We start from the raw sequence: 12,632 nt of genomic DNA on the forward strand, positions 1-12,632 counted from the left end.
AGAGGTACATATAGCCTACATCAAAGGTCTCTATCAGGAGAAAAGCCGGGAGAAGGGCAAGAACCACAAGGAGGGTAACCATGATCTTGGAATACTTTGTACCGAAAAGGACCGGGACGGTCTTGTAATTGAGCGCGAGGTCGCCTGCTATATTCTCCATATCCTTGATCAGTTCCCTCGAGAGGATCAGCAGGAAAAGGAAGAGTGCATGTACAAAGATGACGGTCTCAAAATTCCTGTAATAGACAAATACGGCAAAGAAAGGTGTAATGGCGAGGGTGGCAGATACGAGGTTTCCGATAAAGGGGAGCCTTTTGAGTTTGTGAGAATACAGCCAGATCCCGAAAATGTATGCTCCAAAGAAGAGGACCGCCCGAAAAGAAACGTAACTGGCAAAAACTACGGAGAGGAAGTTCAGCACAAAGTAAGTGCTGAGTTTGGTGCGCTGACTCACCAGCCGGTCGAGCATGGTCTTTCGCGGTTTGTTGATCAGGTCTTTCTCGGAATCGTAAAAACTGTTGATGATATATCCGGCAGCGATCACCAGGGCAGATGCCAGGACGATCACAAAAAGGCTCAGGTCAAATACTACCCTCCGCAAAGGCAGATCGGGAGCCATGATGTAAATGGCAGCCAGGTATTGTGCAATGACTATGACCAGGACATTGTACCCCCTGACAATGGAAAACAGACTCAACAGCTTCAAAAGCAGGAGCCTGTTCTTTCTGCTGAGCATAAAATGGGAATTAGAAGTTGTAAACCACTTCCAGTTTGTGTCCTTTCAGAGTTTGTCGGGCCTTCTCAATATCCTCAGTAAATCCCAGGATATACCCGCCCCCACCTGAACCACAAAGCTTGAGGTAATAGTCGTTGGTCTCGATCCCCTTTTTCCAAAGCTCGTGAAATTGCTGGGGTATCATCGGCTTGAAATGATCGAGTACCACGTGAGATAATTGTTTCAGGTTCCCGAAAAGGGATTTGATATTGCCGGTGAGAAAATCCTCCACACAGGCGTCGGTGTGCCTGATGAACTGATCCTTGAGTACCGTCCTGAAGCCCTCGTTCTTCATCTTCTCCATAAAGATCTGTACCATGGGAGCCGTTTCCCCGGTCATCCCGCTGTCTAGCAGGAATACTGCACCTTTCCCGTTGATGTTCTGAGAAGGAATGCTGGTAGATTCTATGTTGTCCTGAGAATTGATCAGGATAGGAAGGCTCAGGTAACTGTTCAGGGGATCCAACCCTGAAGACTTCCCGTGAAAAAAGGATTCCATCTTCCCGAAGATAGCTTTGAGATGCAGGAGTTTCTCCCTCGTGAGGTTTTCAAGAACCGTGATCTTGTCCTTGGCGTATTTATCATAAATGGCCGCAACCAGTGCTCCGCTGCTACCGATCCCATACCCCTGAGGGATGGAACTGTCAAAATACATTCCCTTTTTGAGATCTTTCTTCAGGTTCTCGATCTCGAATTGTACAAGGGAAGGATCCTCATTCTGGATTTGTTCCAGGTGGTCAGCGAATTTCCTCAGGCTTTCGTTGGATCTCTTGGCGACATCGGAAAGGGGATGCTCTGTTTTCAGGGCTCCTTTAAAGAAGTTGTAAGGAATTGAAAGGCCTTTAGAGTCCTTTATGATACCGTATTCCCCAAACAAAAGTATTTTGGAATAGAAAAGTGGTCCCTTCATAATACACTGCATTTCCGCCAGTTAAAGGTAGTCCTAATTTGCTGATTTCAAACAGCGGACCCCAATTTTTTTGCTCCCTGCCCTGACTGGTCGCAAATATACTGCCCCTTTTCGCAATACGCAACAAGCTCATTCTTAATAAATTGCAAAACTTTATCTTCCCCGCTTGCTGGATAGAGCAAGTGAACATTCGCTCCGGCATCCAGGGTAAAGCATAGGGGTTCCCCCGTATCCCTGCGGAATTCCCAGATTTTTTCAAGGATCGCGAGGGTGTTGGGTTTCATGAGTAGGTAATAGGGTATACTCGTCATCATCATGGCATGAAGGCTCAATGCCTCGCTCTCCACGATCTGTGCAAACCCTTCCAGATCCCCGTTCATCAGGATATCAATGAGGTGAGTCAGGTTTAAGTGCGCCTGTGAAAAACGCTGTCGGGCATAATGGTGGTCCTTCATCAGGGAGTGCCCTGCTGTACTGCTTACCGTCTTCTGCCCTTTGTGTACCAGCAGAATGGTGTCCCGGTATTCTCTGAAAACATCGTGAACGGAGCCCCCGTAGGCAGTACCGTAAAGGTCGGAACCACCGGAGAGTTTTTCATGCCGTCCCCAGCTGACGAGGGGCCCTTCAACACTTCTGCACGCGCTGCCAGAACCGAGGCGGGCGAGAAAGGAGGCCTTCCTGAGGAAAGCATCGTCCGTCATAGAGGGATACAGTACCCGTTCCATCTCTAGAACGCAAAGTGAGAGTGCTGCCATACTGCTCGCAGAAGAGGCAATCCCGCTGCTGTGCGGGAAACTGTTCTCCGTGGATATCTCCAGGTGGAAATCCTTCAGCCAGGGAGTATACGGAAGAATGCGCTCAAAGTACGTGCTGATCTTAGGGTGAAAGTCGGGCCTCGACTTGCCTTCAAAAATCAAATCAAATGTTGGGATCTCCCCTTGTTCGGTCCGCTTTTTAAAATGGGTTGTCGTATGGGTATGGGAAGCGGAAAGTGTAAAGCTAAGGGATGGGTTGGCCGGGATCTGCCCTTCGTATTTACCCCAATACTTTACCAGGGCTATATTGCTGGGCGCCCTCCATGATGCGCTCCCCTGGTCTGTCTTTACCTCGATATCAGCGGGGATAAAATCCTGTACAAGCATGGACTCCATTATTTCCTGCAAAGATAGTCCTTAGGGCGTATCGGCCTTAGTCCAATTAAAATAAATTCCTATTTTAGGACACTCAGCTGAGATTTCCATGAAGAAAAAAGCGACCTATATCAGTATTGCCGTGATCGTTTGCCTCCTCATAGGTTTTCTTTCGGGATTCGCCACCCAGAGTTCTGTCGACACCTGGTACGCCGACCTGAACAAACCGGGCTTCAATCCCCCCAACTGGATCTTTGCCCCAGTCTGGACCTTCCTCTATATCACTATGGGCATTGCTGCCGGCCTGGTCTGGTCGAAGGGATTCTACCACATTTGGGTAAAAACAGCCCTGTATTATTTCGGTTTTCAACTCATGTTCAATGCCTTGTGGAGCATCGTCTTTTTCGGCCTCCAGCAGCCTTTCTGGGCCTTGATAGTTATCCTGGCCCTCCTCATCCTCATCCTCGCTACCATCAAGTGGTTCAAAATAGTGAGTAAACCGGCAGCTTATTTGCTCGTCCCCTACCTCCTCTGGGTCTGTTTTGCTATGGTCCTCAATTTCAATATCTGGATACTCAATTAGCCCTGTACCAGCGGGCCCCTCGTGCAAAACAAAATAATTCCATTACATTTAGAGACCGATAAGGAATATAATCTATTCAAACGCAAAACCATGGAAGAATACATCTTGGCCTTAGACCAAGGTACGACCAGTTGCAGGACATTGATCTTTGATAAAAAGGGGAGCATTGTCTCCTCAGCCCAAAAGGAATTCACCCAATATTTCCCCAAATCGGGATGGGTAGAACACGATGCCCTGGAGATCTGGGAGGCCCAGGCCGAGATGATGAAGGAGGCTGTTGCATCTAAAGCGATATCCCCTGAAGCCATTGCCGCGATAGGGATCACCAATCAGCGGGAAACGGTTGTGATCTGGGATAAAAAAACGGGCAATCCCATATACAACGCTATTGTCTGGCAGGATAAAAGGACAGCCCTATACTGCGATAAGCTTAAGAAAGAGGGACTCTCACCCCTGATCAGGGAAAAGACAGGACTCGTCATCGACGCTTATTTCTCAGGGACCAAAGTAAAATGGATCCTGGACAATGTCGAGGGAGCCAGAGAAAAGGCCGAGGCGGGAGATCTCCTTTTGGGGACCATTGATACCTGGTTGATCTGGAACCTGACAGAAGGTTCCCTGCACATCACTGACGTGACCAATGCCTCCCGCACCCTCTTTTTCAACATCAACACCCTGCAGTGGGATGATGAATTACTGGCCCTTCTGAATATCCCAAAATCCATGCTGCCGGAAGTAAAAGCCTCCAGTGAGGTATACGGGAAGTCGACTTCCCGCTGGTTGGGAAGGGAGATCCCGATAGCGGGGATCGCTGGCGACCAGCAGGCTGCCTTATTCGGACAGATGTGCACCCAAACCGGGATGGTGAAAAACACTTACGGTACTGGTTGTTTTATGTTGATGAACATCGGAGAAAAACCCATCATTTCAAAGAATAACCTCCTCACTTCGGTAGGATGGCAGATCGATGGAAAAACCCATTACGTCCTGGAAGGGAGTATTTTCATAGCCGGGGCTGTGGTCCAATGGCTGAGGGACAGTCTTGGCATCATCAAATCTTCGGGGGAAGTGGAGCAACTCGCCTGCACCGTGGACGATTCGGACGGGGTTTACTTTGTCCCGGCATTTGCCGGACTGGGGGCACCTCACTGGAACCAGCACGCCAGGGGGAGTGTCTTCGGGCTGACCAGGGGCAGCACCTATGCTCATATCGCCCGCGCAGCTATTGAGTCGATCGCCTACCAGACCATGGACGTGCTCAAGGCTATGGAGGCCGATGCCGGTATTGATATCCAGGAATTGCGTGTAGATGGAGGGGCGACAGTCAACAATCTCCTGATGCAATTCCAGGCCGATGTTCTGGATACCGTCGTCGTCAGGCCCAAGATCGTGGAGACCACCGTCATGGGCGCTGCCTTTCTCGCCGGACTTGCTGTCGGGTTCTGGTCCGGACTCGATGAGATCAGGGAGATCTGGGAGACGGAGAGGCGATTCGAGCCGGTACTGGAAAGAACATCGGTTGAAGAAGGCATTAAAGGCTGGTATCGGGCCGTCAGGGCCACTGAATATTGGAGTAAAGAAAACGAAATATAGATATGACACCATTTGTTGCAGAATTATTAGGAACCGCCCTCCTGATCACCCTGGGTTGCGGAGTGGTCGCGAATGCGATCCTCAAGGGAACCAAAGGTGAGGGCGGTGGCTGGATCGTGATCACCACAGCCTGGGCGTTCGCCGTCTTCGTGGGGGTGGTGGTCGCCGGACCCTACAGCGGGGCCCATATCAACCCTGCGGTTACTGTCGGACTGGCAGTTGCAGGCGCATTTGAGTGGGCAGATGTTCCCTCCTATCTCCTGGCCCAATTGCTCGGAGCCATGATCGGGGCTACTCTGATCTGGATCATGTACAAAGACCATTTTGACATCACAGAGGATAAGGGTGTAAAACTGGGTGTATTCTCAACCATCCCTGCCATACGCAATTACCCGTCTAACATTTTCAGTGAGGTCCTCGGCACTTTTGTCCTTGTATTTACCGTTCTCTTCTTTACGGATGCATCCATGCTCGCCACCGAAGAAGTGATCGGACTGGGCTCTTTGGGGGCCTTACCTGTATCTCTGCTGGTCTGGGGCATCGGACTCAGTCTGGGGGGCACCACAGGTTATGCTATCAATCCGGCCCGCGATCTGGGCCCAAGGCTCATCCACGCGATTCTTCCTATAAAAGACAAAGGGAACTCAGACTGGGGGTATTCCTGGATACCTGTCTTAGGACCCATACTGGGAGGGATGATAGCCGGAGCACTTTACCTTGTACTCTAGAGGGTTTTCAATTTTTTGATTCTGTGATCGCCCTGGCAGCCAGGTAGGCTCCGGTCCAGGCATTCTGAAAATTGTACCCCCCGGTAATGGCGTCGATATTAAGGACTTCTCCGGCAAAATAAAGGCCTTTGTGAAGTTTGCTTTCAAAAGATTTGAAGTTGATCTCTTTGAGATCCAACCCTCCGGCCGTAACGAATTCTTCCTTAAATGGACTCTTCCCCTCTACAAGGAATTCGGAAGAGGTCAACTGCCCGGCAAGTTGCTGTAATTGTTTTTTCTGTACCTCAGCCCATTTCTGATCGGGGGTGATCTCCGCGGCCTGTACTAACTTTCGCCACAGGCGTTTCGGGATCTCCAAAGGGCAGGTCCGGAAGACCGTCCGCCTGGCTTCCACGTCCTTCACCTTGACCAAAAAAGCATACATGCCCTCCTGGTGATAATCAGGGGTCCAGTTCACCCTGATCCGAAACCGATAATTGTAATCATGAAGGATACGGGCTCCCCATGAGGAGAGTTTTAAAACGGCAGGGCCACTCATCCCCCAATGTGTGATCAGCAAGGGGCCTTCGGTTGTCAGACCTGCAGAGCGCTTCGATGATGTCCTGATGACCCCGGACAACCTCTTCCCGGGTAGTTCCCTGGAAACCAATTCTACACGGGCATGGGTGCTTACCCCCTGTATCCCGTCAATCCGCGGATCTTTGATATGAAAGGTGAACAGGGAAGGAACAGGGTCGATGATCCGATGGCCCAGCACCTTTAGTATATTCCACATCTTCTGGCTGCTCCCGGTGGCCACCAGGAGATTGCTGCAGTGGTAGGAATCCGATTTGGTTTTCACTTCCCAGATCATTCCGCCAGTGGGGCTCTCCACAGGGATAATCTCAACCACCGGGGCATTTTTTATCAGGTGAATACCCAGGGTAATTACGCTGTCCATAAGACAATCGATGATGGTCTGGGAGGAGTCACTTTCAGGGAACATCCTTCCATCCTCCTCAACCTTCAGGGGGACCCCCCTTGATTCAAAAAATTCTACGGTATCCCTGGGTTGATAGGTATGGAAAGGCCCGCGTAATTCTCTTTCCCCTCTGGGATAGGCTTTAACGAGCTCTGCAGGATTGAATTCGGCATGGGTGACGTTGCAGCGACCGCCGCCTGATATCCTGACCTTGGAAAGAACCTTATTCCCCTGTTCGAGGATGGCCACCTTCATATCGGGCCTGTTGTCAGCCACGTGGATCGCTCCGAAAAAACCGGCCGCTCCTCCTCCGACAACAACGAGATCATACATCAGTGAGCCCTTTCGGGAAAATTGGTAAAGACCCCGTCTACTCCGAACTGCCTCATACGATCCAGGTCCGCTTTATCGTTGACCGTCCAGGTATATACTTTGAAGCCTGCTTCGTGAATTGAGTTGACATTTTCAGCGGTGAGGCTCTTGAAATGCGGGTTGATAGCGACCGCACCCAGTTCCCGGGCCACCTGAACAGCCTCTTCGGGGTCTTCCTCCGTGAGCACGGCAATAGCGATATCAGGGTTGATAGACCTGAGTATTCTGAGCTCTTCCCAGTTAAAACTCGAGATCAGGAAGTCTTCCGGTTTCCAGCCCCTTGCCTTTATGTAGTAGGCAATGATGTGATTTACCCTTTCGGCTGTGTTGGCCCCTTTGAGTTCTATGTTCAAAGGCACCCGGTGATCTATGAGTTTAAGAACGTCCTGCAGGATAGGTATGCGGTGGTTCCCGTTCAGGACCACCTTTTTAAGGTCGTAATAATTCCAATCCTCTATAGGTCCCCCCGCATTGCTGAGCCTCTCCAGTCTTTCGTCATGAAATACCACGATCTCCCCACTTTTCACCCGGAATACATCGATCTCTATCATATCCACACCCAGGTCCAGTGCCTTTTGAACAGAGGCGAGGGTGTTTTCTGTTTCGTGCCCCATGGCTCCCCTATGACCGATAACTATCATGTTATGTCCTGTTTTATTACACGCTGAAAGACCACATAGGACTATCAGGATCAAGAATTTTTTCATTTCCATCCTATTTCTCAATCCCCAAAAATACAATTTGCACGCAATTATTTTGAAATCCTCTCGATTAAGGTAATTCTCATTTTTTTAGGGTTTTAATTATATTTTTTCCTGTTTTTATCATAATTTTTTTGATTTATCATATTTAATATTTGATATCTTTGGAAGCACAACAACCCATTAACAAACAAAACTATGTTTACAAAACAAAATCTTCTGGCCACCGTAGTAGCTGCCGTGGCCATGTTCGTGCTGGGCTTCCTGATATGGGGCGTGGCCACTGTGGATTTTTTTGAGGGTCACACCCTTACCGATGCGATGAAGGAAGAACCGGATTTCCCGATCCTGATCCTCTCTAACCTCATCGCGGCATTCGCCTTGAGTTCCCTCTACGGCAAATGGGCAAGGGGCTATCACAGCTTTGGCGGTGGATTTCAATTCGGGGTCTGGATCGGAATTTTCGTCGGCCTGGGAATGGGGCTGCTCTGGTATGCCACCTCCGAATTCATGGACCTGACGGGCCACCTTGTGGAAGCCGTTCTAGATATCGTCTACTACGGGATCATAGGGGCTGTGATCGGTATGATGTACAAGGCTACACAACCAAAAGGGGAACAAGCGTAGTACCGGCTGCGGGATAGCTCATTCCCGCAGTTCAAGAATATAAGATTGTAAAGGGGCAAGGCCGATCTTAAAAAGGCCTTGTCCTTTTTCAATTTTAAGATCCACTTCGGTGTTCTCGTAGAGGCGGTCTGTCAGGCGATAGGTATTTTCATCTTTCAGATCCCATGCACTAACCACCGATGGCGGGATCTTCATCTCGAGTTCGTAGGACCGCTCTGCATCAAAATTAACCAGGATCAGCCACCGCTGTCCGTCCTTCCATCGCACAAAGGAATGTACCCGGTAGTCGTAACCGGGAGTGTTGTCCCTGTTGAAATAATGGATATCCTCGTAGGATCCCATAAGGGCCTTACTGCTGATCGTCAGGTTGAGGAGGCGTTTATAAAAATCCCTCAGCGCTTTCTCTTCCTCTGATAATTGACCCCCGTCAAAAGCCTTCTCATTCATCCACCGCTGGTGGTGGGGAACGCCGATATAATCAAAGATGGATGTCCTTGAAGGACTTCCGAATCCGGCATTTTCAGCACCCGGCTCCCCTACTTCCTGCCCGAAATAGAGCATGGTAGGTGAGGTACTGAGGGTAGCAGAAACCGTCATAGCCGGCATTCCCCTGCGGGCGTCCCCGGCGAATTCCGGACTCGCGATCCGCTGCTCGTCGTGGTTCTCCAGGAAATGCAGCATGTGGTGCTCGATATCCATGAGGCCCTTTTGCACAACCGGGATGTGGTCTGTCCAGCCGTGACCCTGCATGATGTGTTTCAGGCTGTCATAAAGCTCCACCTTGTCATAGAGGTAATCCATTTTGCCCCTGAAAATGTAATCGCGATAAAGGGAAGGATTGTACACCTCGGCCAGCAAAAGTGCTTCCGGGTTTTTTTCCTTGATATGGGAATTGAGATAACTCCAAAATTCTACCGGGACCATCTCGGCCATATCAAATCGAAAACCATCCACCCCAAAACCCAACCAGTAAAGGGCGATATCCCTAAATTTCTCCCACGAATCGGGCACAGATTTATCCTTCCAGAAATCGAGGTGCTGTTTATGAGACCTGGAGCCGGCATCCTCCGGTAAACGTTCGAAATCATAAGTGCCGTCGGGCCTGACCCCATAATTGATCTTAACGGTCTCATACCAGTCGTTGAAATCCGGTTGTGCCAGGCGGGAGCCGTTCCCTGTCCACTTGGCCGGGTTTTCTTCGAAGAAATGATCGACAAGGGGATGTGGATCTCCTCCCAGGGGTTTATACCCATCCCTCCATTCCGGTACCCGGAAAGGGGTCCCCGGAATGTAGTAAAAATTGTTGTCCCTGGCATACTCCACGGAAATGTCATCCGATGCGCCGAAAGGCTCTTTCCCTTCGGGGGTGGATGCACCTTCATAATGCCTGGCCACGTGATTGGGCACGATATCGATGATCACCTTCATTCCGGCCTTGTGAGTGCGGAGGATCAACTGCCTGAATTCTTCCAGTCTGTTTCCGGGATCCATGGCCAGATCGGGATTCACATTGTAGTAATCCTTGACTGCGTAGGGTGAGCCTGCCCTTCCCTTGATCACATCCGGATCATCATCCGTGATCCCGTAAGCCGTATAGTCTGTGACAAGGGCGTGGTGAGGAACCCCGGTATACCATATATGAGTGATTCCCAGGTCTCTGATCTCCTCAAGGGCGTTGGGCGTAAAGTCGGCAAACTTCCCGACCCCGTTCTCTTCAAGGGTGCCCCACGGTTTATTGTATGTCTTGGTATTCCCGAACAACCTGGTGAACACCTGATAGATCACGATCTTTCCTTGTCTTTTCATTTGGTTTCCTTCATTTTTATCAATGTCCTTTTCTTCACCCCCCATACAACTCAACAGCAGCACGGCGAGAACAATTACTAAGGACCCACTCTTTTTCATCAATCTCTAATTGGTTAACAGCAGGATTCCTTTTTCTTCCAGGATCAACACCTCGTTTAGCTCTATATTCCTGTCCTTCAGGACGTCTGTAAACTGTTGCCCGCTGATGTTCATTTCAGCGAATCTCCCCAGGGGCAGGGTGATGGGATTATCATTCTTGTTGAGAATCAGCACGACCTTCTTTTCATTCAGATACCGGAACAGTACATAGACCCCATTCTCAGGGCTAAAGTGTTTGGTTTTGCCCTCGTGGATCGCCATTTGACCCTTCCTGAATCTCGCGAGCTTTCTGACGAATTCCTGCATATTCTTCTTTTTGGTACTTAGCCCCTTCCCTGTAAAGGCATTGATCCGGTCACCCTGCCAGCCTCCGGGAAAATCCGTTCTGATCCTGCCGTGGTCGCCGGGTTTGTCCGTATTTTCCATCAGGATCTCTGTGCCGTAATACACCTGCGGAATTCGCGGAGCCACCATAATAAAGGCAAGGGCCATTCGGGTCAGGACCTCATCTTCCCCCAGTTGAGTGTAAAGTCGGTCCATATCGTGGTTATCGCCGAAGAGCATCATGTCCTGAGGGGAGGCATAATGGAAGTCATTGGCCAGCCCTTCGTACAATTTAATGAGGCCCGTATTCCAGTTCTCCTCTTCCGAAAGTGCATCGACAAGGATCTGTTGCAGGGGGAAGTCCATAGTACACCTGAGGTGAGATTCATACCCGTCACGGTTCCGGGCTCCTCTCTGCCAGTATCCGACCACCAGCGGGTTGTAACTCCACTCCTCTCCCACAATGGAAAATGAAGGGTATTCAGTCATGATCCTCTCGGCCCATCTCGCCATAAAATGCTTTTCCGGGTAGGGGTAGGTGTCCTGCCGAATCCCCCCCAGGCCCAGGGTCTCAATCCACCAGAGACTGTTCTGGATCAAGTACTTCGCAAGAAACGGATTGTCCTGATTCAGGTCGGGCATGGAAGGGACGAACCATCCATTGTCCATTAGTTCCCTGTCGTAGTCTGAAGCATACATATCCTGATTCACCGTGCGCCTGTGGTTGGTCACCGTTATATCCCATCCCTCTTCAAAGCCATCCTGATAATGGATCCAATCCTTAAAAGGCAGGTCCTTCATCCACCAGTGGGCGAGGCCGCAGTGATTGTTCACCTGGTCCATGATCACTTTGATTCCCCTTTCCCTGGCTTTACTGACCAGTTCCTTATAGTCATCCAAAGTTCCAAACCTCGGGTCTACTCTGTAATAGTCGGTAATGGCATAACCGTGATAAGACTCCCTGGGCATGTCGTTGATCAGCAGGGGACTGGGCCAAATGGCGGTAAAGCCGAGGTCGGCAATATAATCCAGGTGCTCAATCATCCCCCGTATATCTCCTCCGTGGCGGGCGTAATCATCCTTCCTATCGATCTTCTTCTCCTGAAGGGTGGGATCGATATCGTTGGCCGGATCTCCGTTGGCAAATCGGTCAGGGGTAATCAAATAGATAGCATCCTCACTCGAGAACCCAATGTATTCTTCCGGTTCGAATTGTCTTGCCTTGAGAGGAAATGGGAAGTTAATGTCGGGGGTTCCTGCCTTTGAAAAAACCAAATGGATCTCCCCGGGGGGTGTTTCTTTGGATAGCGACAAATCTAGAAAGAGGTAATTTGGACTATCTGCCCTGTGGCTCCCTTTCAGGCTCACACCCTCTGCCATGACAGTTGCTGAATACTCTCCAATGCCCACACCTCTGACCAACAACTGGAGGGAAGTGTCTCTGAACCCTACCCACCAGTTCGGGGGTTCTACACGTTCAATCTGGGCATGGGCCACGCTCATGGTTATCAGGAAGATAGATATTGAAATGTACGCGATCAGGGGCCGGGACAAATGAACACCATGTGCCTTGGACCCCTGAATGCACATTTATTTGGCGGCCGCTTTGGAAACGGGCTTTAAAACGACGCGCTCCCCGTTGAGCCGAATGGACATCTCATGATCACCCTCGAGCTCAAAATGAGCTCCGCTCTTATCGATGAGTACTTTGAGTATCCTGTTCCTGAAATTGATCTTAAAGGAATAAGACTCCCACTCATCCGGAATTCGTGGACGGAAAGACAATTTATCGTTGCGTATCCTCATACCTCCGAAACCTTCCACGATACTCATCCAGGTACCGGCCATGGAGGTGATGTGGAGGCCTTCTTCCACTTCCTTGTTGTAATCGTCCAGGTCCAGTCGGGACGTCCGCAGATAGAACTGGTACGCCTGCTGCATACGGTCCAGTTTGGCCGCCTGTATACTGTGGACACAGGGAGAAAGGGAAGATTCGTGAACGGTAAAAGGTTCGTAAAAATCA

General features: G+C 50.0%; 12 protein-coding genes. 4 read left to right on the forward strand and 8 right to left on the reverse strand.

All coding sequences use genetic code 11. The features are described from left to right. The 3 genes from ABYP73_RS06225 to ABYP73_RS06235 all read right to left on the reverse strand — a co-directional run. The coding region (locus tag ABYP73_RS06225) for a geranylgeranylglycerol-phosphate geranylgeranyltransferase (protein WP_372973769.1) at window positions 1-736 on the reverse strand (736 nt) is incomplete at its 3' end. A gap of 10 nt (window positions 737-746) precedes the next feature. Beyond that, entirely contained in the window at window positions 747-1,685 is a 939-nt protein-coding gene (locus ABYP73_RS06230; protein ID WP_372973770.1) for a mevalonate kinase, read from the reverse strand. Between the two features lie 47 nt (window positions 1,686-1,732). Beyond that, window positions 1,733-2,827 carry a diphosphomevalonate/mevalonate 3,5-bisphosphate decarboxylase family protein gene (locus ABYP73_RS06235; RefSeq protein ID WP_372973771.1) on the reverse strand — a complete coding sequence of 365 codons (1,095 nt, stop codon included), beginning with the start codon at window positions 2,825-2,827 and terminating at the stop codon, window positions 1,733-1,735. Window positions 2,828-2,924: 97 nt separating this feature from the next. Here ABYP73_RS06235 and ABYP73_RS06240 point away from each other — a divergent pair, with 97 nt between their 5' ends. The 3 genes from ABYP73_RS06240 (at window position 2,925) to ABYP73_RS06250 (ending at window position 5,719) form a co-directional block, all read left to right on the forward strand. After that, window positions 2,925-3,398 carry a TspO/MBR family protein gene (locus ABYP73_RS06240; RefSeq protein ID WP_372944299.1) on the forward strand — a complete coding sequence of 158 codons (474 nt, stop codon included), beginning with the start codon at window positions 2,925-2,927 and terminating at the stop codon, window positions 3,396-3,398. 90 nt (window positions 3,399-3,488) lie between these two features. Next, entirely contained in the window at window positions 3,489-4,991 is a 1,503-nt protein-coding gene (gene glpK, locus ABYP73_RS06245) for a glycerol kinase GlpK (RefSeq protein WP_372973772.1), read from the forward strand. Window positions 4,992-4,993: 2 nt separating this feature from the next. Beyond that, entirely contained in the window at window positions 4,994-5,719 is a 726-nt protein-coding gene (locus ABYP73_RS06250) for an MIP/aquaporin family protein (protein WP_372973773.1), read from the forward strand. A gap of 7 nt (window positions 5,720-5,726) precedes the next feature. On the opposite strand, the gene ABYP73_RS06255 is transcribed toward ABYP73_RS06250, so the two are convergent. Continuing rightward, on the reverse strand, window positions 5,727-7,013 hold the full coding sequence (locus tag ABYP73_RS06255; RefSeq protein ID WP_372946027.1) for an NAD(P)/FAD-dependent oxidoreductase: 1,287 nt from the start codon (window positions 7,011-7,013) through the stop codon (window positions 5,727-5,729). Then, on the reverse strand, window positions 7,013-7,693 hold the full coding sequence (locus ABYP73_RS06260) for a glycerophosphodiester phosphodiesterase (RefSeq protein WP_372946026.1): 681 nt from the start codon (window positions 7,691-7,693) through the stop codon (window positions 7,013-7,015). The genes ABYP73_RS06255 and ABYP73_RS06260 overlap by 1 nt, the downstream gene beginning before the upstream one ends. A 258-nt stretch (window positions 7,694-7,951) precedes the next feature. On the opposite strand from ABYP73_RS06260, the gene ABYP73_RS06265 reads away from it, so the two are divergent. Further along, on the forward strand, window positions 7,952-8,380 hold the full coding sequence (locus ABYP73_RS06265; protein ID WP_372946025.1) for a hypothetical protein: 429 nt from the start codon (window positions 7,952-7,954) through the stop codon (window positions 8,378-8,380). An 18-nt stretch (window positions 8,381-8,398) separates the two neighbouring features. On the opposite strand, the gene ABYP73_RS06270 is transcribed toward ABYP73_RS06265, so the two are convergent. The 3 genes from ABYP73_RS06270 to ABYP73_RS06280 all read right to left on the reverse strand — a co-directional run. Continuing rightward, the gene (locus ABYP73_RS06270) at window positions 8,399-10,285 is read right to left on the reverse strand and encodes an alpha-amylase family protein (RefSeq protein ID WP_372973774.1); all 1,887 of its coding nucleotides are present in this window, start codon (window positions 10,283-10,285) and stop codon (window positions 8,399-8,401) included. A 6-nt stretch (window positions 10,286-10,291) separates the two neighbouring features. Next, window positions 10,292-12,112 (reverse strand): glycoside hydrolase family 13 protein, encoded by a 1,821-nt coding sequence (locus ABYP73_RS06275; protein ID WP_372973775.1) that lies wholly within the window; start codon window positions 12,110-12,112, stop codon window positions 10,292-10,294. Window positions 12,113-12,199: 87 nt separating this feature from the next. Beyond that, a partial coding sequence (locus ABYP73_RS06280; protein ID WP_372973776.1) for a glycosyl hydrolase family 65 protein occupies window positions 12,200-12,632 on the reverse strand: 433 nt, incomplete at its 5' end.

Source organism: Muriicola sp., assembly GCF_041567615.1.
In the GTDB taxonomy this organism is placed as follows: domain Bacteria; phylum Bacteroidota; class Bacteroidia; order Flavobacteriales; family Flavobacteriaceae; genus Muriicola.